The sequence below is a fragment of the Massilia sp. Root418 genome (assembly GCF_001425265.1).
Classification (GTDB): domain Bacteria; phylum Pseudomonadota; class Gammaproteobacteria; order Burkholderiales; family Burkholderiaceae_D; genus Rugamonas.
The window spans coordinates 263089-287549 of sequence record NZ_LMEC01000001.1 but is presented as its reverse complement, the minus strand read 5'-3'; the positions used below and the strand labels follow the sequence as shown (position 1 = coordinate 287549).

At 67.0% G+C, this 24461-nt stretch carries 16 protein-coding genes; 5 read left to right on the top strand and 11 right to left on the bottom strand.

Annotated features, from left to right (window positions below; translation table 11 throughout):
* The first annotated feature begins 3 nt into the window (after positions 1–3).
* A complete protein-coding gene (locus ASC94_RS01140) occupies positions 4–840 on the top strand; it encodes a hypothetical protein (RefSeq protein WP_056389541.1) in 837 nt (278 codons plus the stop codon).
* A gap of 95 nt (positions 841–935) precedes the next feature.
* On the opposite strand, the gene ASC94_RS01135 is transcribed toward ASC94_RS01140, so the two are convergent.
* The 4 genes from ASC94_RS01135 to ASC94_RS01120 all read right to left on the bottom strand — a co-directional run bounded on the left by ASC94_RS01135 (position 936) and on the right by ASC94_RS01120 (position 8922).
* Positions 936–3419: a zinc-dependent metalloprotease gene (locus ASC94_RS01135; protein WP_056389538.1), complete on the bottom strand. Its 2484-nt coding sequence runs from the start codon at positions 3417–3419 to the stop codon at positions 936–938.
* Between the two features lie 102 nt (positions 3420–3521).
* Entirely contained in the window at positions 3522–5693 is a 2172-nt protein-coding gene (locus ASC94_RS01130; RefSeq protein ID WP_157201232.1) for a prolyl oligopeptidase family protein, read from the bottom strand.
* A gap of 116 nt (positions 5694–5809) precedes the next feature.
* Positions 5810–8260 (bottom strand): EAL domain-containing protein, encoded by a 2451-nt coding sequence (locus tag ASC94_RS01125; protein WP_056389533.1) that lies wholly within the window; start codon positions 8258–8260, stop codon positions 5810–5812.
* Between the two features lie 8 nt (positions 8261–8268).
* Entirely contained in the window at positions 8269–8922 is a 654-nt protein-coding gene (locus ASC94_RS01120; RefSeq protein WP_229417125.1) for a methylamine utilization protein, read from the bottom strand.
* A 147-nt stretch (positions 8923–9069) separates the two neighbouring features.
* Here ASC94_RS01120 and ASC94_RS01115 point away from each other — a divergent pair, with 147 nt between their 5' ends.
* The gene (locus ASC94_RS01115; protein WP_229417124.1) at positions 9070–10872 is read left to right on the top strand and encodes a GGDEF domain-containing protein; all 1803 of its coding nucleotides are present in this window, start codon (positions 9070–9072) and stop codon (positions 10870–10872) included.
* A 22-nt stretch (positions 10873–10894) separates the two neighbouring features.
* Here ASC94_RS01115 and ASC94_RS01110 read toward each other — a convergent pair whose 3' ends face one another.
* The 3 genes from ASC94_RS01110 to ASC94_RS01100 all read right to left on the bottom strand — a co-directional run bounded on the left by ASC94_RS01110 (position 10895) and on the right by ASC94_RS01100 (position 14280).
* The gene (locus tag ASC94_RS01110; RefSeq protein ID WP_056389530.1) at positions 10895–12283 is read right to left on the bottom strand and encodes a tetratricopeptide repeat protein; all 1389 of its coding nucleotides are present in this window, start codon (positions 12281–12283) and stop codon (positions 10895–10897) included.
* Between the two features lie 102 nt (positions 12284–12385).
* A complete protein-coding gene (locus tag ASC94_RS01105) occupies positions 12386–13024 on the bottom strand; it encodes a PolC-type DNA polymerase III (protein WP_056389527.1) in 639 nt (212 codons plus the stop codon).
* Positions 13024–14280, bottom strand: a complete 1257-nt coding sequence (locus tag ASC94_RS01100; protein WP_056389524.1) for an Hsp70 family protein — start codon at positions 14278–14280, stop codon at positions 13024–13026. Before ASC94_RS01100 ends, ASC94_RS01105 begins: the two co-directional genes overlap by 1 nt.
* 199 nt (positions 14281–14479) lie before the next feature.
* On the opposite strand from ASC94_RS01100, the gene ASC94_RS01095 reads away from it, so the two are divergent.
* Positions 14480–15607, top strand: coding sequence for a LacI family DNA-binding transcriptional regulator (locus ASC94_RS01095; protein WP_056389519.1), 1128 nt, complete (start codon positions 14480–14482; stop codon positions 15605–15607).
* Between the two features lie 23 nt (positions 15608–15630).
* Here ASC94_RS01095 and ASC94_RS01090 read toward each other — a convergent pair whose 3' ends face one another.
* From ASC94_RS01090 to cphA (ASC94_RS01075), 4 genes are all read right to left on the bottom strand, one after another.
* Positions 15631–16104 carry a hypothetical protein gene (locus ASC94_RS01090; protein WP_056389516.1) on the bottom strand — a complete coding sequence of 158 codons (474 nt, stop codon included), beginning with the start codon at positions 16102–16104 and terminating at the stop codon, positions 15631–15633.
* A 93-nt stretch (positions 16105–16197) separates the two neighbouring features.
* A complete protein-coding gene (locus ASC94_RS01085; protein WP_056389513.1) occupies positions 16198–16566 on the bottom strand; it encodes an MmcQ/YjbR family DNA-binding protein in 369 nt (122 codons plus the stop codon).
* Positions 16567–16691: 125 nt separating this feature from the next.
* Positions 16692–19262, bottom strand: coding sequence for a cyanophycin synthetase (gene cphA / locus ASC94_RS01080; protein ID WP_056389510.1), 2571 nt, complete (start codon positions 19260–19262; stop codon positions 16692–16694).
* Positions 19263–19311: 49 nt separating this feature from the next.
* The gene (gene cphA, locus ASC94_RS01075; protein WP_056389506.1) at positions 19312–21477 is read right to left on the bottom strand and encodes a cyanophycin synthetase; all 2166 of its coding nucleotides are present in this window, start codon (positions 21475–21477) and stop codon (positions 19312–19314) included.
* 212 nt (positions 21478–21689) lie between these two features.
* Between cphA (ASC94_RS01075) and ASC94_RS01070 the strand changes: the two genes are divergently transcribed.
* Together ASC94_RS01070 and ASC94_RS01065 are read left to right on the top strand one after the other, a co-directional pair.
* On the top strand, positions 21690–23972 hold the full coding sequence (locus ASC94_RS01070; protein WP_082615996.1) for an ABC transporter ATP-binding protein: 2283 nt from the start codon (positions 21690–21692) through the stop codon (positions 23970–23972).
* Positions 23962–24453 (top strand): DUF1854 domain-containing protein, encoded by a 492-nt coding sequence (locus tag ASC94_RS01065; protein WP_229417123.1) that lies wholly within the window; start codon positions 23962–23964, stop codon positions 24451–24453. Before ASC94_RS01070 ends, ASC94_RS01065 begins: the two co-directional genes overlap by 11 nt.
* The last annotated feature ends 8 nt before the right edge of the window (positions 24454–24461 follow it).

Here is a 24461-nt window from a genome sequence, read left to right as displayed (position 1 = left end):
GACATGCAACCCATTGCGCTGGCGCCGCGCGGCGTCTCCATCCCCATGTCCGAGCTGTCGAAAATCGCGGGGGCCATCAGCCAGCAGCTGGCGCGCGACGTGGCCCCGCACTGGAACGTGTCGGGCATCGTCATGCCGTTCGAGCACGCCAGCGACGCGCCCGGCGAATACTGGCAGATCCTGGTGGTGCCGGACGCGCACGGCGTGGGCGGCATGCATTCGCGGCCCGAACGCAGCGATGAACCGGTGATCGCCATCGTGCAGCACCAGGCCAAGGGCATGTGGTCGCTGGCGGCCAGCCACGAGGCGATCGAGATGCTGATCGACCCGCTCGGCGCCAACTTCCGCACCGGGCCGGACCCCAGGGGCAGCGGCAAGACGGTCAGGTTTCTGGTGGAGGTATGCGATCCGTGCCAGAGCCTGGGCTGCGCCTATGCGCTCAACGGCGTCTGGGTGTCCGATTTCGTGCTGCCGTCGTTTTACCAAAACGGCGGATCGTCCGGCCCTTTCACATTGAAGGAGAACGTCTGGTCGCCGCTGTCGGTCACCAGCGGCGGCATTCTGTCGTGGCAGGAAGCCGACACCGGCAACTGGCACCAGCTCAGCCCCACCGGGTTCAAGGGGCCAATCCCGGAAAGCGAAGTCATGCAGGCGCTGCAGGGGGCCAACCTGCGCGGCGCGGTGGACCGCCGCAATGGGGACTATCCGGGCCATCTGGTGGCGGACAAGGAACTGCGCCAGCAGAAGGCCCGCATCGCGGCCGTGGAGAAATCGGCGCAGCAGCGGGCCGGCCGCCGCACCGCTGCGCTGGAGAAGTTCTGCGCGCAGCACGGGCTGTAGGAAGAAGCGGCCGACCGGTCGGGCCATCTCCCGCACCGGGCCGGCCCGCCGGGCCGTGCGTGACGCCATGGCGGGCTGTGACGGGCCGCGCCGGATCAGATCGGGGCGCCGGGCGGCACGGATGGCAAGGCGCGCAGTTTTACGCTGCGGGGGTCTGCGAAGTAGGCCCGAAGGAGTTCGGCGGCCTGCTTGCGGCTGGCCACAGTGGTGCCCTGGCCGGGATGCTTCGCCAGCCACGCCGCGAAGTCAGCGGCGGCACCGCGCAGTTCGGCCTGCACGCCGGGATGCAGCCTGCCGCCGTCCAGCACATTCAGCGTGGCGTCCAGCAGCACCCAGTTGGCGGCGGTCTGCACCGCCTCGCCGCCCGGCAGTGACGCGGGCACCGGCTCGCGCTTCCAGGTCCGCTGCAGCAGCAGGTTCACCACTTCGGCTGCGCCGGGCTGCTGCGGATCACGCGCATGCTGCCAGGCCAGGCGATTCAGGCGCGCCGCGTCGAGCAGGAAGCCCACGCTGTGCGCGGCGCCCGCCTCCGCTGCGGACAAGGCGTCGAACACGCTGTCCATGCCGGTCTGGAAGTACTCGCGGTTGCGCTCATAGCCTTGCGCAGGCGGCGTGAGCTGGTCGAGCACGCCGGCCGGCAGGGCCAGGTACTCCGCGCGCAGCGTATCGGCCAGGCGGGCCAGCGCATCGCGCTGGGTGCTGGCGGGCACCACGCGCACGCCGCCTTTCGCCAGCCCCGCTTTCACGTCGCCGCTGGTGCCGTATTCGAAGTCGCCGCCGCCGACCAGCCGCGCCAGCGCTTCGCCCTGATAGCGCTGCAGCAGGTAGACCGGCACCAGGCGCGCTTCCAGTTCCCCGGCCTGGCGCTCGTCGGGCAGCACGGCGAACGAGAACTGGTCCAGCGCTTTGCGGCGCACGGCACCGAGCGCATCCCAGGTCTTGATCGAGTCGGGGCCGAAGTCCCACAGCAGGCCTTGCGGATGGACCGAGCCGGGCGAGCGGGCGTCGCTGTCGCCGGCGTATTCCAGCCCGGCGGCGCGCGCCTCGGCGCGCAGTTTCGCCAGCGCCGCTGCAGCCTGGTCTTCGCTGGCGAACTGGCCGTAGACGTGCTTGACGATGTAGTCGTCCCACGGGCCAACACCCACGCCGTAGGCATCCTGCACGTCGATCTCGCCCTGGGCGTTGATCTTCAGGACCGGGTGGGGATAGTCCATCACGGAGCCGTTGCCGTGGCGGCTGGCCGCGAAATTGTGGGCAAAGCCGAGCGTGTGGCCGACTTCGTGCGCGGACAGCTGGCGCAAGCGCGCCAGCGCCATGGCCTCCGCCAGCTTCTGCTTGTCCGCGCCGCCACCCTTGCCGTAAGGCGCCAGCAGGCTTTCGGCGATCAGGATATCCTGCCGCACGCGCTGCGAGCCGAGGTTGACGGCGCCGCGAATGATTTCGCCGGTGCGCGGGTCGGACAGCGCATTGCCGTAGGACCAGCCGCGCGTGGCGCGGTGGGTCCAGGTGATGACGTTGTAGCGCACGTCCATGGCGTCGGCGCCTTCGGGCAGCAGCTCGACGCGGTAGGCGTCCTTGAAGCCAGCCTTCTCGAAGGCGCTGGCCCACCAGCGGGCGCCGTCGAGCAAGGCGCTGCGCACGGGTTCCGGCGCGCCGCGGTCCACGTAGTAGACGATGGGCTTTTTCACGGCGCCGGGCGTGCCGGCTGCCACGGCGGCGGGATCGGATTTTTCCAGGCGGTGGCGCACTTGCCAGCGCACGTCCAGGCTCTTGGCCAGCGGCGTGGCGAAGTCGTAGTAGCCGGTATCGAAGCCGCCGGAGGCCGGGTGGTAGACGCGCGGCTGATAGCGCGTGGCGCCGGCGCCGGCGCCCGTATCCGGCAGGCGCACCAGGCTGATGTGCTGGCGCATGGACAGGCTGGCCGGATCGGCCGCCACCTGCTTGACGTATTCGCCCTGGCCGGGGCCCTGGAAGGTCAGCAGCGCCTCCAGCTCGGTATTGTCGGGGAAGCTCCTGGCCAGCTCGGGCAGCACGGCGCTGCGCCTCGCGTCCACGCTGTAGGCGCCCTGTTTGGCGCCTGCGATGCGGCTGGCCACGCCGTGCTGGTCGGCCAGCAGGAAGCTGGAGAAGTCCACCAGGTGCTTGCCACCGTCGCTGGCGAGGATGTCGCCGGCCCACAGCACCGCGCCGGCAAAGGATTCGGCCACGGCCGCGCGCTCGTCCGCGTCGCGCGAGGCGGCCACGAAGCGGCTGTTGTCCTGCACCAGGAACAGGCGCGCACCGTGCTTCCGGAAGCGCACCATCTTCACTTCGCCGGGCTGGCCGCGGTCCAGGCCCACGTCGTTCGAGCCGAGCGCGTACGGCAGGGAGCTCACCAGCAGGAAGGGCTGGTCCAGCGCAGCCACGGACAGCAGCACCCTGCCCTTGTCGCTGTCGCGCCAGACGTCGATGAAGCCCGGCTGCGCCTGCAGCCCACTGGTGTGCTCGGAGAGCGTTTTAGGCGCGTCGGCGGCGAAGACAGGCGCGGAGGGGATGGCGGTCAGCAGCAGGAGTGCGAGCAGGGAGGCGGGCTTGGTCATGGGCGTGGTGGGTGGATGGTAAAACGCGCCCCGGAGGGCGCGTGTTCAAACGAGGCTGCGGGGCGGCTTGCATGGCGGGCTGCCGCCCGCCATGCAACGGCCTTATTGGGCGCCGCCGGACAGCGGGGCGGCCGGTGAGTCCATCTGCAGCGCGCGGGTCAGGAAGCCCCAGCGGTCTGCCACTTCCTCGATCTGCTTGGCGGTCGGCTTGCCTGCGCCGTGGCCGGCCTTGGTGTCGATGCGGATCAGGATAGGATTGGCGCCCGCCTGCGCGGCTTGCGCGGCGGCGGCGAACTTGAAGCTGTGCGCGGGCACCACGCGGTCGTCATGGTCGGCGGTGGTGACCATGGTGGCCGGGTAGCAGCTGCCCGGCTTCAGGTTGTGCAGCGGCGAGTACTTGACCAGGGCCTTGAACTCTTCCGGGTTGTCCGACGAACCGTAGTCCGAGGTCCAGGCCCAGCCGATGGTGAATTTCTGGAAGCGCAGCATGTCCATCACGCCCACCGCCGGAATGGCGGCCGCGAACAGGTCGGGACGCTGCGTCATGGCCGCGCCCACCAGCAGGCCGCCATTGCTGCCGCCGCCGATGGAGAGCTTGGCCGGCGACGTCACCTTGTTGGCCACCAGCCATTCGGCTGCGCCGATGAAGTCGTCGAACACGTTCTGCTTCTGCAGCTTGGTGCCGGCCTTGTGCCAGGCTTCGCCGTACTCGCCGCCGCCGCGCAGGTTGGCCAGCACGTACACGCCGCCCATTTCCAGCCACGCCAGGTTGGCCACCGAGAACGACGGGGTCATCGACGCATTGAAGCCGCCGTAGCCGTACAGATAGGTGGGGTTGCTGCCATCGAGCTTGAGGCCCTTCTTGGCCACGATGAACATCGGCACCTTGGTGCCGTCGCGGCTGGTGAAGAACTGCTGGCGCGTTTCATACGCGGCCGGGTCGAAGTCCACCTTCGGCTGGCGGTACACGCTGCTCTTGCCGCTCTTCATGTCGTAGCGGTAGATGGTGGCCGGGGTGGTGAAGCTGGTGTAGGCGTAGAAGGTTTCGGTGTCCCTGGCCTTGCCGTTAAAGCCGCTGGCCGAGCCGATGCCCGGCAGCTCCAGCGTGCGTACCGGCTTGCCCTTCAGGTCGAAAATCTTGACCGCGCTGTGCGCGTCGGTCAGGTAGTTCAGCACCAGCTGCTTGTTGATGATGTTGGCCGAGGTGAGCGTTTCCGCCGCTTCGGGGACCAGCTCTTTCCACTGGTCCGGCGCCGGCTTGCGGATGTCGATGGCGATGATGCGCGACTTCGGCGCGTTCTTGTCGGTGCGGAAGTAGAACAGCGGGCCTTCGTTGGCGATGAAGTCGTAGGCCGCATCGAACTGCTCCAGCAAGCCCACCACTTTGCTGTCCTTCTTGGCCAGGTCTTTCACGAACACGCGGTTCTTGCGTTCGGTGCCGTGGCTGCCGTTGATGATGAGGTAGCGGCCGTCGTCGGTTACTTCGGCGCCGAAGCCCCACTCCTTCTGGTCCGGGCGGTCGTACACCAGCACGTCCGCGCTTTGCGGCGTGCCGATCTTGTGAAAATACAGCTTCTGGAAGTAGTTCACGCCGGCCAGCCTTGTCGCTTCGGTCGGTTCGTCGTAGCGGCTGTAGTAGAAGCCGGAGCCGTCGTGGTTCCAGGCGGTGCTGGAGAACTTCACCCACTTGATGTGGTCTTCGGTGTCCTTGCCGCTGTCAATGGCACGCACCTTGATTTCGTTCCAGTCCGAACCGGAAGCGGCGGTGCTGTAGGCCAGCAGCTTGCCGTCCGGGCTGACGGCGGCGCCTGCCAGCGCCACGGTGCCGTCGGTGGACAGGGTGTTCGGGTCCAGCAGCACGCGCGGCGTGTCCTGCAGGGTCTTCATGGTGTACAGCACGGACTGGTTCTGCAAGCCGTCGTTGCGGCTGTAGAAGTAGCGCCCGCCTTCCTTGTAGGGCACGCCGTAGCGCTCGAAGTTCCACAGCTTGGTCAGGCGCGCCTTGATGGCTTCGCGCGCGGGGATCTGGCCCAGGTAGCTTTGCGTCAGCTTGTTCTGGGCGTCCACCCATTCCTTGGTCTCGGCGCTGTTGGCGTCTTCCAGCCAGCGGTAGGGATCGGCCACCGTGGTGCCGTGGTAGTTGTCCTGCTGGTCCACCTTCTTGCTGAGCGGGTAGCTGACAGCGGAGCCGTTGCCGGGGCAGGTTTGCGCCAGCGCGGCGCCGCTGAAGGCAGCGGCCATGGCGAAGATCAGGGAAGCACGTCGTAATTGCATGGGAAGTCGTCTCGTCCAATGTTATTCGGGGATGGCGGGGCCGTTGCCACGCCGAAATCGATCATAGCGTGGAATGTGACAAATTTGAAATGTTCCAGAACCCGCTGCGGCGCTTTTTATTCGGTGAGCGCGGGCCGCTGGGCGCCCGTGGCTGCATTGGCGCCCGCATTCGCATCGGCGCCGGCCAGCGCGATCGGCGGCTGCCACTGCGCCAGCCAGCCGGCCAGCTGCGCGGCCGGCATGGGGCGGCTCATGAAATAGCCCTGGCCCTGGTCGCAGCCCATGCGCGCCAGCAGGCGCCACACGGCTTCGGTCTCGATGCCCTCCGCCACCACGCGCAAGCCCATGTTGTGGCCCAGGTCGATGGTGGAACGCACGATCTTGGTGTCGCCGATGTCGTTCTCCATATTGAGCACGAAGGACTTGTCGATCTTCAGCTCGTCCACCGGCAGCCGCTTCAGATAGGCCAGCGAGGAATAGCCGGTGCCGAAGTCGTCAATGGACAAGTCCATGCCCATGGCGTGCAGGCGCTCCAGCGTGTTCTGCGCCCGCACCGGATCGTCCATGATGGCGCTTTCCGTGATCTCCAGGCAGAACGCGCCGGGCCCGAGCTGGTGGCGCGCCAGCAGCTCGGCGAATTTCACGGGCAAGTCCTGGTCCATCAGGTCGCGGGTGGACAGGTTGACGGAAATTTTTAGCGCGATGCCCTGTTCGGCCAGCTCGCGGCACAGCACGGCCGACTGCTCCATGACCCAGCGCGTCAGCACACGGATGAAACCGGTCTGCTCGGCGAAGGGGATGAACTGGTCCGGGAAAACATTGCCGCGCTCGGGGTGCACCCAGCGCACCAGCGCTTCGGCGCCCACCGCCTTGCCGTCGGCCAGCGTGATCTTGGGTTGCACGAACAGGCGGAACTCGTTGCGCTCGACCGCGTTGCGCAGCTCGGTGAGCAGCGACAGGCTTTGCTCGCTGGACTTGTCGATGGCCGCGTCGTACACCACGGCGCCGTCGTTGCGCTGCTTGGCGCTGTACATGGCCACCTCGGCCCCGCTCAGCACGGCCTCGGCGCTGTCGCCGTGCAGCGGGTAGCCGGCGATGCCCAGGCCGGCGCCGATGTCCACCATCTGCTCGTCCAGCGACAGCGGGGTTTCCAGCGCCGCCAGGATGTCGCGCGCGGTCAGCTGCGCCTGCTCCAGGGTGGTATCGGGCAGCAGCACCACGAACTCGTCGCCGCCCAGGCGCGCCACCTGCGCCGAGGTGTCGCGGCGGTTGGCCACTTGCAGCTGCAGCCGGCCCGCCACCTGGCGCAGCAGCGCGTCGCCGAAGCTGTGGCCCATGACGTCGTTGACGTGCTTGAAGCGGTCCAGGTCCATCATCAGCACGAACACCGACGTGTCGCGCTTGCGCGCCTCGGCGATGGAATCGTTCAGGTGCAGCACGAACTGGGCCCGGTTGGGCAGGCCGGTCAGGGTGTCCCAGTACGCCAGGCGGCGGATTTCCTGCTCGCGCTTGGCAATCCCGTCGCGCATGCTGTCGAAGGCTTGCGCCAGCGCGCCGATCTCGTCTTCGCGCTTGAACTCGATCTGGCCCTTGTAGTCGCCGCGCTCCAGGCGCTTGGCGGTATCGGCCAGCAGCGTGAGCGGCTGGGCGATGCGCTTGGCGGTAAACACGCTGGCCATGGCCGAAATGACGATGCCGGCGATGGTCAGCCCTAGCAGCCAGCGCTCCAGGCGCGCGTATTCGGAAATGGCTTCGTCAATGGAGCGCGCCAGCAGTACGCTCACGGCCTGCCCCGCGTCCTCGCCGATCAGCAACTGGCGCACGCTGTAGCGCGCGCCCTGCACGTCGGCGTCGAACGGCGCGTCCTGCTGGCGCGGCTTGGCCTGCAACTGCGTCACCAGGCCGGACACCGCCGGCACGCCGAAGGTGGACGCCACCGGCAGCAGGTTGCCCTGCCGGTCGCGCGTGAGGATGGAGGTATGCAGTCCGGTCACGCTTTGCATTTCCGCCGCCAGCTGGCCGTCGATCGGGAAGGTCATCACGATGTAGCCGATGACGATGGGTGCCTTGACCGGCATCACCACCACCTGATAGGGATAGCGGTCCACCACGGCGACCCCGTTGGCGCCGTCCGACGCCTCGGCCTCGTCCAGCATGCCCATGACCAGCTTTTCCAGCCCGGCCGACTGCGCCTGGCTGGTGGTGGCGGTGATCTTGCGTTCGGACGACACCAGCATGGACGCGGTGGCCTTGATGCGGCGGCCGCTGTTGGCCAGCGCCGACTCGATGGTGGCGCGGTCGGATTCGTCGTTGTTGCCGATGGCGGCCACGAAGGCAGTGTCGCGCGCCAGCAGGCGGGCGCCGAAGCGCAGGCTTTGCGCGTTCTGCTCCAGCAGGCGGCGGAACACCTTGGCGCCGTTGTTCAGCTCCACGCCGATGGCGGCGCGCGCGTTGTTGTCGATGCCGCGCTGGATCAGCAGCAGGCCCACCACCTGCACCGCCACGATCAGCACCAGGAACAGCGTGACGATGCGGGTCTCCAGGCTGCGGAAGCGGAACAGGCGCATGCGGTCCCCTACAGCGCGTCGGCGGCGGCCGGCGGCTTCATGGCCAGGCGCACGCTGGCCATGCCGGCTTCATCGCCGGCCTTGACCAGCAGCGCCTGCTCGGCCGGCTGGCCGCCGGCCATATTGAAGTGCCACACCTTGAGCACGTATTTGCCGGGCGGCGCCTCCACCCGGCCCACGCCGTTGGCGCCGGCCTTGGCGAAGTACGGCGTGTCCACCACGCGCACATAGGCCACCATCTTGTCGTGGATGTTGCAGCCCAGGACCACCACCCCGGCCTTGTCGAACATCTGCGGGGTGGCCGAGGTGCCCGAGTACAGCTTCTGGTCGAACTTGTGCGCCGGCGAGAAGGAGTAGATGTGGTGGCGCACCTTGTCATTATTAGGGAACTCGATCCGGCTGCCGGTCTGCACGACGGTCACCAGCGGCATAAACTTCAAGGCCTTCTGCTCGATCTCGGCGGGCTTGAGCGGCTTCGGCAGGCTGGCCGCGCCGTCCGGCTCCAGCCAGGCCACGGCGTCGGCCAGCGGCGCGCCCGTGCTGTCGGCGACATGGACGGCAACGCCGGAGGCGCTGGCCACGGCCGGGGCCACGCTGAGGCCGAAGCCCAGGCTCAGGCTGAAGAAGGCGGCGGCAGCCGGGCGGGGAAACAAAATCGTCATCTGCTGAAAACACGGTCGGGAGCGGGAAACCTATTGTAGCGCCAGCGGCAGGGCCGCGTTAAGTAGTTTCCCAAATTCATCAACATGTCATATTCCATGAATAAGATAGCAGGGTTGACTCCCTTGCCAGCTTCTTGCCTCCCTATCATGAACAATGTGGCCTATCTGCGCCCCGCCCCCGACGACGACGCCCTGATGCGTATGCAACTGAACGACATCATCGAGCGCCGCCAGCTGAGCGCCCTGCTGCAGCCCATCGCCCGCATGCAGGACGGCGAAATCATCGCCTATGAGGGGCTGATACGGGGACCGTCGGACAGTCCGCTGCATTCGCCGATGAACCTGTTCAAGGCGGCGCGCGCCTGCGGCCGCACCGTGGAAGTGGAACACCTGTGCCGGCGCGTGGTGCTGGAGCGCTTTGCCGAGCTGCAGCTGCCGGGCAAGCTGTTCCTGAACGTGAGCCCTGAATGCCTGTTGCTGCAACCCGACGGCACGCGCGGCGAGACCTTGCAATATATTCATCAAATCGGCATCCACCCGGACCGGGTGATCATCGAGCTGACGGAAAACCAGCCCACCTATGACTACGAACTGATGCGCGAGGCGGTGCTGCATTACCGCAACATGGGCTTCCAGATCGCCATCGACGACCTGGGCGAAGGGTTCTCCAGCCTGCGGCTGTGGTCCGAGCTGCGGCCCGAGTACGTGAAGATCGACATGCACTTCATCCAGGGCATCAACCACGACCCGGTGAAGCTGCAGTTCGTGCGCTCGATCCAGGAAATCGCCGACAAGTCGGACACCCTGGTGATTGCCGAGGGCATAGAAACCCAGGCCGAGCTGCTGGTGCTGCGCGACATCGGCGTGGCCTACGGCCAGGGCTACCACCTGGGCCGCCCGCACAGCGCGCCGGCACGCACGCTCCCGGCCGAGGTGGCCAAGGCGCTGAGCCGCAACGGCGTGGCGGTGTATCCGCAGCGCAGTGGCGAGAAGCAGGCCGCCACCATCGCCAAGCTGCTGCACGAGGTGGCCGCGGTCCCACCCTCGCTGAACAACAATGAAGTCTACGAAATCTTCATGGCCGAGCCCAAGCTGCTCATCATCCCGGTGGTGGACGACGGCGTGCCGCTGGGCCTGATCAGCCGCTTCGACATGATCGACCACTTCGCGCGCCCCTACCAGCGCGAACTGTACGGCAAAAAATCCTGCCGCCAGTTCATGGACCCCAAGCCGCTGATCGCCGACAAGGACACCAGCCTGCAAGACCTGTCCTACCGCATGGTGGAGTCGGCCGCGCACCACCTGTTCAACGGCTTCATCATCACCGAGCACGGGCGCTACCTGGGCATGGGCACCGGCCACGACCTGATGCGCGAGATCACGCAGATGCAGATCCACGCGGCGCGCTACGCCAATCCGCTCACGCAGCTGCCGGGCAACGTGCCGATCAACGAGCACATCGACCGCCTGCTGGAAAGCGGCACCCGGTTCTGGGTGTGCTACTGCGACCTGGACCACTTCAAGCCCTTCAACGACGTGTACGGCTACCGCAGGGGCGACGACGTGATCCAGATGACGGGCCGCATCCTGAGCAGCCACTGCGATCCGGACCGCGATTTCATCGGCCACATCGGCGGCGACGACTTCATGCTGCTGTTCCAGAGCGAGGACTGGGAAGCGCGCTGCCGCGCCATCCTGGACGACTTCGAGACCAGTGTGCTGGACTACTACAGCCTGGAAGACCGCGACCGGGGCGGCTACATCAGCGAGGACAGGCAGGGCAAGAAGGTGTTTTACTCACTGATGAGCTTGTCGCTTGGGACGATACGGGTGGAACCGCACCAGTATTACTCGCACCACCAGATTGCCACCCAGGCTTCGGACGCGAAGAAGCAGGCCAAGAAGATCCACGGCAACAGCCTGTTCGTGGACCGCCGCCAGCCGGCGTAGCGCGCGGGCCGGGCGCCTGGCGCTAAGCCGCCTGGCTATCCGCTCGGCCGCCCCGGGCCGGCCGGAACTGTTCGACCAGCGCCTGCGCGGCGACAATGTCCGCCGCGCCGAGCCTGGCGCGCAGCTGCTCGCACTGCGCCGCCGCGCTGCGGTTGCCGCTGGCGGCCGCCAGCGAAATCCACATCAAGGCCTGCACAGGGTCGCGCGCCACGCCCCGGCCGCTGCGATACATGCCGCCCAGGTTGTACTGCGCCAGCGCATGGCCCTGCTCGGCCGCGCGCCGGTAGCAGGCCACGGCCTCGCCGTCGCTGCGCGCCACGCCCTGGCCGTTGGCATACATCACCCCCAGGTTGTTGAGAGCGCTGGCGTCCCCCTGCCCGGCCGCCGCCTGGTACCACGCCACGGCGCGTGCCTCGTCGCGCTTCATGCCCTGGCCGTTGGCGTACATGACGGCCGCGTTGAACTGCGCGTTCGCCACGCCCTGCGCGGCAGCCTGGCAGTACCACTCCAGCGCGCTGGCCTGATCGGCCGCTACGCCGCGCCCCTGGGCGAACATGGCACCCAGGTTGTACTGGGCCAGCGCGTGGCCGGCCTCGGCGGCGCGGCGATACCAGATGAAGGCTTCCGGCTCGTCGCGGTCCACGCCGAAGCCGTTTGCCAGCAGCACGCCCAGGTTGAACTGCGCATCGACGTCGTCCTGCGCGGCGGCGCGCGCCAGCCAGCAGTAAGCGCGGCGCTGGTCCGGCGCCACGCCGCGCCCCTCGGCATAGGCCACCCCGACCTGGCGCTGCGCCGCCGGATGGCCTTGCGCGGCGGCCTGGCGGAACCAGGCCAGCGCGGCCGTGTCGCTGGCCGGCACGCCCTGGCCGCGCCGGTGCATCAGCCCCAGGTTCAGCTGCGCGCCAGCGTCGCCCTGCAGCGCCGCCTTGCGCAGCCAGGCCAGGGCCAGCGGCTCGCTGCGGCGCGTGCCTAGGCCCAGCAGATAGGCTTCGCCGGCCAGCGCCTGCGCGCTGGCCACGCCCTGCTCGGCGGCGCGGCTGAACCAGGCCAGCGCGGCCACCTCGCTGCGCGGCACGCCCCGGCCCTTGCGGTACATCTGCCCCAGGTTCTGCTGCGCCGACGCTTCGCCCTGCTCGGCGGCGCGGCGGAACCAGAACGCAGCCTCGCTGTCGCGGCAAGGCGTGCCGCGCCCGTTGTAGTACATGGCGCCGACGTGGTTCTGGGCAAAGGCCAGGCCCTGCAGGGCGGCCAGGCGCATCCAGACGAAGGCTTTTTCTTCGTCGCGGCGCACGCCCTGGCCCTTCTTGTAGAGCAGGGCCAGGTTGAACTGGGCATAGGGATTGCCGCGCGCAGCCGCATCCCGATACCAGGTGAAAACGCCGCTGTCGGCAGTGGAATGGCGGTGGTCCATGATGGCCCTTTGCGTCGCGTGTGCCTCAAGCTTAGTCAGTCAGGCGGACGCGCGTTTGATCCCGCTCAATCGTGATGACGAATCGATATCGTCATGGCAACATCAGCAGGGCGCAGCGGTCCCGGCCTGCTTGAGCAGGTAGGCGTGCACCTTGGCGGCTGCCAGCTTGTTCACTGACAGCAGCAGCTCGGGCGCCACGGCCGGCAGGCCGTAGGTGTCGCCCAGGTGGCGGGCGATGTGCAGCAGCACTTGCGCGGCCACTTCGGCGTCCGACTCGGCCCGGTGGGCCGCGCTCTTGAAACGGATGCCCAGCTGGCCGGACAGCTGCCCCAGCTTGTAGCTGCCCAGCGCGGGAAACACCCGGCGCGACAGCTTGAGCGAACACACCGTGCCCTGGTGCGCCGGCGCCAGGCCCAGGCGGGCGCTTTCGGCGCGCAGGAATTTTTCGTCGAAGCTGGCGTTGTGCGCGGCCAGCGCGTCACCGCCAATGAACTCCAGCAGCGCCGGCACCACCTCGCCCACCGGCGGCGCACTGTCGACCATCTGCTGCGTGATGCCGGTGAGCCCGGTGATGAAGGATGGGATGCGCACGCCGCAGTTGATCAGCGACACATAGCGCGCCGTGATGCGGCCGTCTTCGATGCGCAAGGCGGCCACTTCGGTAATGCGGTCGCCCATGTCGGGCGACAGGCCGGTGGTCTCGAAGTCGATCATCACGATGGGCTTGGTGTACACCGCCATCACGCGCCCCCGAACTTGCGCACCGCGTCCAGCGCCAGGCCGGCGCCGATGCTGCCGAACAGGTCGCCTTCCACCTTGCGCGCCGCCGGCAGCACCGCGCCGATGCGCTCGCGCAGCGACAGCACGCCGCTGGAGCCGCCGGTGAAGAACACCGTGTCGACCTGCTCCGGCTTCACGCCCGCGTCCGCCAGCATCTTCTGCACGGTTAGCTCGACCGAGCCGACCAGGTGGCCGATGGCGGCATCGAAACCGCTGCGGCTCAAGTCCAGCGTGACCGGCGGCGACAGGCGCTCCAGCTCCAGCGCCACCTGCTCCGCGCCGGACAGTGCGATCTTGCCCTCTTCCACCTTCATGGCCAGCCAGTGGCCGGCGCGCTCGTCGATCAGGCGTTGCAGGCGGCCCAGCTTGTCCTGCTCGCGCGCGTCGCGCACCAGCTCGGACAGCTGGCTCCACATTTTCTTGGTGTAGGCCAGGTTGATGGTGTGCCAGGTGGCCAGGTTGAAGAAGTAGCTGGACGGCACTTCGCTGTTGTTGTTGAGCTGGCTGCCGTAGCCCAGCAGCGGCATCACGGCCGACAGGCTCAGGTATTTGTCGAAGTCGGTGCCGCCGATGTGCACGCCGCCGGTGGCCAGGATGTCGTCGCGCCGTTCAGCCTTCTTCGCGCGCTCGGGCGACAGGCGCACCAGCGAAAAGTCCGAGGTGCCGCCGCCGATGTCGGCAATCAGCACCAGCTCTTCGCGGTCGATCTGCGACTCGTAGTCGAAAGCGGCGGCGATCGGTTCGAACTGGAAGGCGATGTCCTTGAAACCGACCGAGCGGGCGATCTCGGCCAGCGTGTCCTCGGCCAGCTGGTCGTTGGCGGCGTTGTCGTCGATGAAGTGGACGGGGCGGCCAAACACGGCCGAGGTGAACGGGCGGCCGGACGCCTGCTCGGCGCGCTTCTTGAGCTCGCCGATGAAGTTGGCCAGCAGCATGCGGAACGGCAGCGCGCGCCCGCCCACTTCGGTCTGGCCGTCGATCAGGCTGGTGCCCAGCAGGCTTTTCAGCGAACGCATCAGGCGGCCTTCGTAGCCGGCCAGGTATTCGGCCAGCGCGGCGCGGCCGAAGGTCACTTCCTCGTCCTCGGCGTTATAGAACACCACCGAGGGCAAGGTGGTCTTGCCGTCCTCCAGGGCCAGCATGGTGGGGTGGCCGGGACGCACCCAGCCTACCGTGGAATTGGACGTGCCAAAATCGACTCCGCAAGCAATGGCCATGTCTCTCTTCCAGTATGCTAAAGGGGCGGTAGTCTACCAGAAACCGCCGTGTCCGGCTACGTCCCCGCGCCGGCAGCCGCTGTGCGCCGAAATAGCGACACTTGCGCGCCAATTCGTGGCACTCTATTGCCACAGAGTAAGATTATAAGTTATTCTGAGGTAACAACTATAATCATGCAACGTCTGGCCTTACGACACGATGACAACAAAAGACGCGCCAGCACTGAAATCAGCCCGCCAACCCGCCAGGAAGCCGGCACCCGATATTGCCGAGCACAAGGCAGCCATCCAGCGCGATAACCGGCGCGTCACGTCCTATGATGTGGCGCTGGTGGCCGGCGTGTCGCAATCCGCCGTGTCGCGCTGCTTCAAGCCGGGCGCCAGCGTGTCCAAGACTACCTATGCGCGCGTGATGAAAGCGGCCGAAGGCCTGGAATACATCCCGAACGCCGCCGCGCGCAGCCTGATCACGCGGCGCAGTAATATGGTGGCGGTCATCATTTCCAACGCCGCCAACCTGTATTATCCCGAAGCGCTGTCCGAACTGAGCAAGCAAGTGACGCGGCGCGGCAAGCGCGTGCTGCTGTTCACGCTGCAGCGCGAGAGCGAGCTGGATGCGGTGATGAACGATGTCTGGCAATACCAGGTGGATGGCGTGATCGCCGCCGCCACGCTGAGCGACGCGCAGGTGGCGGAATTCGCGCGCCGCCGCGTACCGCTGCTGGTGTTCAACCGCAGCCTGCGCGGCCAGACCGCCAACACCGTGGCCTGCGACCAGTACGAGGCAGGCCGCGCGCTGGCCTCGCGCCTGGCGGCTGCCGGACACCGCATCTTCGGCATCATCGACGGCACGCAGGACAACGCGGTGGCCACCGAGCGCCGGCGCGGCGCCTGCGAACGCCTGGCGGAGCTGGGCTTGCCCGAGCCCATCATCGTGCGTGGCCATTTCGATTACGCCAGCGGCAAGCTGGGCCTGCGCGAAATTATCGCCCGCAACGGCGGCCGCGCGCCGGACGCCGTCATCTGCGGCACGGACGTGATGGCCATCGGCTGCCTGGATTGCGCGCGCCACGAGCTGGGCCTGGCGGTGCCGGCGCAGCTGTCGGTGGCCGGCTTCGATGCGGTGGAACCGTCCAACTGGCTCAGCTACAACTTGACCACCATGCGCCACCCCATGCAGCAGATGGCTGCGGCAGCAGCCGAGCTGCTGCACAAGCTGATCGACGACCCGGGCGGCGTGGCTGAAAAGCGCGTGTTCGCGCCGGAGTTCATCGAAGGCGCCACCGCCCGTCTCGCCCCGGTCAGCAGCATGGAGCTGGCAGCGTAGCTGTTCCCGGCTGCCTTGAGCGGCTACGCTTGCTGCGGCCTGGTCGACAGCGCCACGATGGCAGCGCCGGCCGCCACGATCAGCGCGTCTTCAATCAATCCGCTGCGGGTTTGCCCGATGCGCGCCATGGCCTGCTTGCGCGCAGCCAGCGTGAGGTAAGCAAGCGGGACGGCGGTCGCAACCGCCACCGCGGCGCCGGCACGCTCCCGGCCTTTCGGGGCCAGTGCCGCGCCGGCAATCCCGGCGCTCATGACGCGCGCCAGCAGCCCGAGGAACACCGTCCGGTCCGGGGCAGTCTTCATCTTGTCGCCGGCCAGCTCCCCGAGCCCCATCGCCAGCGCACCGGCCTTGACCACCGGCCGGTCCAGGAGCAGCAACTCCCCGCTGGTACGCCGGTGCGCCAGGCGCGCCGCCGCGATGGTCGCCATGGGCGTCATGGACCGCGCGCTGGCGACAGCGCCTATCAGGGCGGAGGAAAGCAGGCTGGGAATCTTCATCTTTGTACCCCTATGCAAGTGGAATCGTGTGAACGATTCGACTTTAAGGGGTTTTGTGCGCCCCATCTGTTAGATGGGACATATAGCCCGCGATCAGGCGGCCAATGCAGCCAATGCCGCCAGCCGCTTGGGCTTGCTGAGGCCCGACAGCGCCTTGTCGTAGGACCATTGCACTAGCTCGGCCAGATAGTCCTGCGGGAAGTGCTGCACGTTGACGATGGTGACCCAGTGGAAACGGCCCATGTACCGGGCGGGCTTCACGCCGGGTACGCCGGTCAATTCCAGGAAGCGGTCGGGCGAGGCGCGCAAGCTGAAGCGCCAGCGCTCCGGCTCGCTGGTCTTGAAGTAGGCGAAGGTCTTGCCTCCTACCGCATACACCAGGATGTTGCTCGGGGCGCCGTGCAGTGTTGCAGTGGCGCCGGGAAGCCGGGCACAGTGGGTTTTCAGCTGGTCAGCGTCCATCGTGGTCCTTTGGGGGCTCCGGCGGCTCCGGCGGGTTACGCAGCTTCGCTGCTAACCCGCCCTACGGCACCGGGCAGATAAGATTAGACCCGCACGCGGCGGGTCTTTTTTTTGTGCGGCTGTCTTTACGCTTCGGCTACGCGCTTGGCGATGTGCGCCAGCGATTCTTCCACCTGGTCCACCAGCACCAGGCACAGGTCGCCCGGCTGCAGGCGGGCCAGCGCCTTGTCGATGGCGATGAACTCGCCGTTGATTTCGTCGACGTGGCTGGTGCGCGGCGCGTCCGTCAGGCCCTGGCGCAGCAGCGCCACCACTTCGCCGTCGGCGCGGCCGCGCTGGCACTGGTCCTGGTACAGCAGGACGTCGTCGAAGGCCTTGCCCAGGATTTCGGTCTGCTGGCGGATGTCTTCGTCGCGCCGGTCGCCGGCGCCGGAGATCACCACCGAACGGCGCTTGGCAGGCAGCGCGTCCACCGCCTGCACCAGCGCCAGCATGGCGTCCGGGTTGTGGCCGTAGTCAGCGATCACGGTGGCGCCGTTGTAGGTGAACATATTGAAGCGGCCCGGCGCGTTGTCGCTGTCGTTGGCGAAGGTGGCCAGGCCCTTGCGGATGGCCTCCCAGCCGATGCCGGCGCCCCATGCCGCCGCCACGGCGGCCATCACGTTCTCCACCTGGAAGCCGATGGCGCCGTTGCGCGTGATCGGCACTTCGGACAGCGCCACCGCTTCGGCGTGCTTGCCTTCGGCGGCGATCAGTTGGCCGTCTTCGATGTAGACGGTGCGGCGGCCCTGCGCCAGGTGGGTGGCGATGACCGGATGCTCGCGGTCCGCGCCGAAGAAGGTGACCTTGCCCTTGCACGACGCCGCCATGCCCGCAACGATAGGATCGATGGCGTTCAGCACGGCCACGCCGTTCTTGTCCACGTTTTGCACGATGACGCGCTTGAGCACCGCCAGGTCTTCCACGGTGGTGATGTAGTTCAGGCCCAGGTGGTCGCCGGCGCCGATGTTGGTCACCACGGCCACTTTGCAGCGGTCGAAGGCCAGGCCCTCGCGCAGCACGCCGCCGCGCGCGGTTTCAAACACGGCCGCGTCCACGTCCGGATGCTGCAGCACGTTGCGCGCGCTGCGCGGGCCGGAGCAGTCGCCGCTGTCGGTGCGGCGGCCGTTGATGTAGACGCCATCGGTATTGGTCATGCCCACGCGCAGGCCGCTGGAAGCCATCAGGTGCGCGATCAGGCGCACCGTGGTGGTCTTGCCGTTGGTGCCGGTCACCGCCACCACGGGAATGCGGCCGTCGTCGCCCTCGGGGAACATGGCCGAGATGATGGCTTCGCCCACCGGACGGCCCTTGCCGTAGGAAGGCGTCAAATGCATGCGCAGGCCCGGCGCGGCGTTCACTTCCACCACGCCGCCGCCTTGCGCCTCGATCGGCTGCAGCACGCTGTCGCACACCACGTCCACGCCGCAGATGTCGAGGCCGATCATCTGCGCCGCTTCCACCGCGCGCGCCGCCACCTCCGGGTGCACGTCGTCGGTCACGTCGGTGGCGCTGCCGCCGGTCGACAGGTTGGCGTTGTTGCGCAGTGTGACGCGCTGGCCTTTAGGCGGCACGGAGTCGGCTTCGTAGCCTTGCAGCGCCAGGCGCGCCAGGGCGATGTCGTCGAAACGGATCTTGGTCAGCGAGGTGGCGTGGCCGGAGCCGCGGCGCGGATCGGCGTTCACCAGGTCCACCAGTTCGCGCACCGAATGCACGCCGTCGCCCACCACGTGCGGCGGGTCGCGGCGCGCGGCGGCGATCAGTTTATTGCCGATCACCAGCAGGCGGAAATCGTGGCCCGGCAGGAAGCGCTCGACCAGGATGTCTTCGCGGAATTCGCGCGCGGCGGCGAAGGCCTTGAACACCTGTTCGCGGGTGGTGATATTAACCGTCACACCCTTGCCCTGGTTGCCGTCCTTCGGTTTGATCACCACCGGCAGGCCCACTTCGTTGGCAGCCTTCCAGGCGTCTTCCTCGTCCACCGCCGCGCGGCCGTGCGGCACCGGCACGCCGGCCGCGTCCAGCAGCTTCTTGGTCAGTTCCTTGTCCTGCGCGATGGTCTCGGCGATGGCGCCGGTGGAGTCCATTTCAGCGGCCTGGATGCGGCGCTGGCGCGAACCCCAGCCGAACATCACCATCGAGCCTTTGGTCATGCGCTTGAACGGGATGTTGCGAACCACGGCGGCCTGCACGATGGCGCCGGTGCTCGGGCCCAGGCGCACGTCCTCGTCCAGGTCGTGCAGCTGCGCCAGCGCGCCCTGCAGGTCGAAGGGCTGGTCGTCCAGCGCGGCCTGCAGCAGCTGCTCGGCCAGTTCCACGGCCAGGCGGCCCACTTCTTCTTCGGTGTATTCCACCACCATCTGGTAGATGCCGGTTTCCAGCGTCGCCGTGGTGCGGCTGAAGGTGACCGGGCAGCCCGCTTCGGCCTGCAGGGCCAGCGCGGCCAGCTCCAGCACATGCGCCATCGGAATCGCGTCGTCGTGGCCGATCGGCTGCAGCGCGGCAATACCCGGGAAGCGCGCGCGCAGGCGCACTTCGAAGCCGGGCAGCTTGTCGATGTTTTCTTCGTCAGGCGTGCATTTGACGATGGCTTCGACCGCCGTGTGGTGACTCCAAAGATTGGGGCCGCGCAGCGCGCGGATGCGAATAACTTCCATTACCTGTGTCCTGTATGGTGAACTGGGTGATCTGCGTGATCTACGTGTGTTAGTTGGCCTTGAAGGTGCGCAGCGCGGCGGCGATCAGGCCGGGTTCCAGGCCCAGCGCCCAGCCGGCGGCAATTGCCGCCAGCACGGCTTCCTCGTTGCCCTTCTGGCTGGCCGGCATGCACGACAGGGGCAGCATCGCCACGTCGTTGGCACCGGCCGCCAGCACGAAGCCGCCGGCGCGCAGGAACACGGCGCGCTCGCCGTCCTGGCGGTGCTCCACGATGGCGGGCAACTGCTCGTCCAGGCCGTAGAAGATCACGGCGCCGTCGCACAGCTCGGCCATTTCCACAACTTGCGGCTCGGCCGCGTTCAGCACCGCGGCGCCGTCCGGCAACACCACGTCGACCTGGGTGCGCAGCACGCCGTACATATCATCTTCGTCGGAAATGTAGAACTCCGACAGTTCGCCGTGCCCGCCGACGTCGGTGACAATGCCAACCGAGCACTTGTCGTAGGCCAGGCCTTCGGTGAGGATCATGCGGCTGCCATTGTGGAACACGGCCGCCTCCACATTACGGTTGAGCAGCAGGCGCTGGCCCGACTCCCAAGCCGACAGCGGCCCGCGCGGCACCTTGCGCCCGTTCAGGTAAATGCCTTCCTCGCAGCTCAGGCCCACCGACTTGCCGCTCACTTCCAGCAGCCAGGCGGTCAGGTTGGCGATCAGCACGCTGTGCCGCTCGCCGGCCACGCCCACCACCGGGATGCGGCCGGTGTCGTCCGCTGCAAACAGCTGGTCGACAATGGCCGCGCCCACCGGACGCGGCTGGCCGCCTTCGGCCGGCTTCAGGTGCGCCAGCAAGCCCGGGCTGGCGTTCACTTCGATGATGGCGCCACCCTGCGCTTCCAGCGGACGGGAAATATCCTGCGTCACCAGGTCGATGCCGGCGATGTCCAGGCCGATCACGCGCGCAGCCAGAGTGGCCATCTCGGCGATGTCCGGGTGCACCAGGTCGGTCACGTCCACCGCCACGTTGCCGTTCGGCTGGATCAGCACCTTGTGGCCGGCGGCCGGCACCGATTCGTGCGTCATGTTCTGGCGCTTGAGTTCGAGGATGATCTCGGCCGACTCGTGCGGCTTGATCAGGCCCAGCGGCGAATCTTCCGTCTCGCCGCGGCGCGGGTCGATATTGATGTGCATGTCGCACAGCTGCTTGATGGTATGCTGGCCGTCGCCGGTTACCCACAGCGACTCGCCCTTGGCGGCCGCGATCAGCTTCTTGCCCACCACCAGCAGGCGGTGTTCGTCGCCGGCGATGAAACGCTCCACGATCACGCTCTTGCTGCCGCCCTTGCGCGCGGCCAGCTCGTAGGCGGCCGTCACGTCTTCGCGGGTGGTCAGGTTCAGGGTTACGCCGCGGCCGTGGTTGCCGTCGTAGGGCTTCACCACCACCGGCAGGCCGATGTCCTCGGCCGCTTCCCAGGCTTCCTCGGCGCTGCGCACCAATTCGCCTTCCGGCACCGGCACGCCGGCCGAGGCCAGCAGGCTCTTGGTCAGATCCTTGTCGCTGGCGATGCCTTCGGCAATCGCGCTGGTGGCGTCGGTCTCGGCGGTCCAGATGCGGCGCTGGCGCGAGCCGTGGCCCAGTTGTACCAGGTTGCCGTCGGTCAGGCGGATCGAGGGGATCTTGCGGTCGGTGGCGGCATCAACGATGTTGGCCGTGCTCGGGCCCAGGCACAGCGACTCGACCATGTCGGTCAGCTCGGCCACGGTGGCTGCCAGGTCGTACGGACGGTCTTCGATGGCGGCCATCAGCAGTTCGCGGCCGGCGGCGAGCGCGGCGCGCCCCACCTGTTCCTGGCGGGTGCGGAAAGCCATCTTGTAGATCACGCCGTCCTCGGAAGTCTGGCGCGTCTTGCCGAAGCCGGTGCGCATGCCGGCCAGGTTCTGCAGTTCCAGCACCACGTGTTCGAGGATGTGGCCGGCATAAGTGCCGTCGCGCAGGCGTTCGTTGAATCCGCCGCGCTCGCCCACACCGCAGCGGTGCTCCACCAGGTGCGGCAGCACGGCGGTGAGGCGTTCGTACAGGCCGGGGATTTTGTCAGAGGGGAAATTTTCGAGCTCGCCAATATCCAGCCAGGCCTCGATCACCGGGCGGTAGGTCCAGATATTAGGTCCGCGCAAGTGTGTTACACGGAGAAATTCAATGTCTTTCTTCTTTGTCATGTTTTTGCTCTTGTACCTCTTGCGGTATACTCCGCAAAAGCAGGCCGCACTTGGCGGTCCCCCTCTTTTATTTCGTCAAATGATGAATAACTGACAGAATACCGTAAATCACTGCCTGGCTACGACGCGCTTACGAGTTCCTGATTCGCTATTTTCCCACTGTTTCTCTTTCCTTGCCACTTGGCAAAGCCCGCACTGGAGTATGTTGCACAATGATAACAAAACAGCTTTCCTCTGAACTGAGCCATACTGAGCTACCAGAAGTATGGCGGTCCGAGGTGCTTGCACAACTTTCCTCCGGGGAAAACGTTTCAAGTGCGCTTGAGGTTGACCTCGACGCGCGTCTTCATTTCGCCAAGGGCCTCATCCTCGTCACCGAGCGCCGCATTATGGCACGCGCGCCGGGGGAAACGGTATGGCAATCTTGGCCTTACGCCCAGGAATTGACGCTGAAACTGCACGACCATGCGGGCGTCGGCCACCTGGAGTTATTTAACAAGCAAGGCCGCCTGGCCAACTGGCGCTTCACCCTGGGCCAGAACCTGCTGGCCATCCGCCTGTCCGAAAAGTTCGCCGCCCTGCGCGAGAGCGCCGTGAGCGGCCAGCCCATGGTACAGGACGAGGAGCACATCTGCCCGTCCTGCAAGGCCCCGCTGGCGCCGGACCAGGACGAATGTCCGATCTGCACCAAGGTGGTGTACACGCCGCCATCCACCTGGACCCTGTTCCGCCTGTGGCGCTTCGCCAAGCCCTACCAGTGGCCGCTGCTGGCCGGCTTCCTGCTGATGCTGCTGAGCACGGCCGCGCACATGATCCCGCCCTACCTGACCATGCCGCTGATGGACAATGTGCTGATTCCTTACCAGAACGGCAAGCCGGTGGACAAGATGCTGGTCACCATGTACATGAGTGGCCTGTTGGGCTCGGCGGTGCTGGCCTGGATACTCGGCTGGGGCAAGACCTATGTGCTGGCCCTGGTGTCCGAGCGCATCGGCGCGGACTTGCGCACCACCACTTATGAGCACCTGCTGCGCCTGTCGCTGGAATATTTCGGCGGCAAGCGCACCGGCGACCTGATGTCGCGCATCGGCAGCGAATCGGACCGGATCTGCGTGTTCCTCTCGCTGCACCTGCTGGACTTCGCTTCGGACGTGCTGATGATCATCATGACCGGCGTGATCCTGGTGTCCATCGACCCGTGGCTGGCCGCCATCACCTTGCTGCCGCTGCCCTTCATCGCCTGGCTGATCCACCTGGTGCGCGACCGCCTGCGCACCGGCTTCGAAAAGATCGACCGCGTGTGGGGCGAAGTGACCAACGTGCTGGCCGACACCATCCCCGGCATCCGCGTGGTGAAAGCCTTCGCCCAGGAATCGCGCGAAGCGGGCCGCTTCCGCGTGGCCAACAAGCACAATCTGGCCGTGAACGACAAGCTCAACAAGGTCTGGTCGCTGTTCTCGCCCACCGTGTCCTTCCTCACCGAGCTGGGCCTGCTGGTAATCTGGGTGTTCGGCATCTACCAGGTGTCGCAATCGCACATCACGGTCGGCGTGCTGAGCGCCTTTGTTGCCTACTCCAGCCGCTTCTACGGCCGCCTGGATTCGATGAGCCGCATCGTCTCGGTGACCCAGAAGTCGGCTTCCGCCGCGAAACGCATCTTCGACATCCTGGACCACGTGTCCTCGGTGCCGGAACCGGCCAAGCCGGTCAAGCTGGGCAAGGTACAGGGCAATATCGCGCTGCGCGAAGTCGGCTTCCGCTATGGCAACCGGGCCGTCAACCGCAATATCAACATCAACATCAAGGCGGGCGAAATGGTGGGCCTGGTGGGCCACTCCGGCTCCGGCAAAAGCACGCTGGTCAACCTGATCTGCCGCTTCTACGACGTGACCGAAGGCGCCATCCTGCTGGACGGCGTGGACATCCGCGCCCTGGGCGTGTCCGACTACCGCCGCAACATCGGCCTGGTGCTGCAGGAACCCTTCCTGTTCTTCGGCACCATTGCCGAGAACATCGCCTACGGCAAGCCGGACGCCACCCGCGAGCAGATCATCGCCGCCGCGCGCGCCGCGCACGCCCATGAATTCATCCTGCGCCTGGCGCAAGGCTATGATTCCATGGTGGGCGAGCGCGGCCAGGGCCTGTCCGGCGGCGAGCGCCAGCGCATCTCGATTGCGCGCGCGCTGCTGATCGATCCGCCCATCCTGATCCTGGACGAGGCCACCGCCTCGGTGGACTCGGAAACCGAGAAAGAAATCCAGAAAGCGCTGGACAACCTGGTCACCGGCCGCACCACCATCGCCATCGCGCACCGCCTGTCCACGCTGCAGAAGGCGGACCGCCTGGTGGTACTGGACCGCGGCCGCGTGGTGGAAGAAGGCGGGCACGACGAGCTGATGGCCGCCGAGGGCGCCTATTACCGCCTGTACATGGCACAGGCACGCAACGTCGACACCGACCTTGACGATGCACCGGGAAAACGACATGACGACTGATATGACCACGCTGAGCATCCACAACTTCACCCTGGCGCGCGACGCCTTCGGCCACCTGAACCTGACCGACGCCGCCGGCGTGGTGCACGAGAACGTGGCGCCGGTGCGCGCCTTCCCCATCCAGGCGCCCGAGCAGGGCATTTCCCTGGTGACCACGGACGGCAAGGAAATCGCCTGGATCGACAGCCTGGCCGACCTGGACCCGTCCAACGCGGCGCTGGTGCGCGACGAGCTGCAGGGGCGCGAGTTCATGCCCGAAATCGCCCGCATCCTGGCCGTGACCAGCTACGCCACCCCTTGCACCTGGACCGTGGACACCAACCGTGGCCACACCGAGTTCGTGCTGCGCGGCGAGGAAGACATCCGCCGCATCGGCACCGATACCCTGCTGGTGTCGGACAACCACGGCATCCACTTCCTGATCCGCAACCAGTACGAGCTGGACAAGCACAGCAAAAAGATCCTGGACCGCTTCCTGTGACCCTCCCT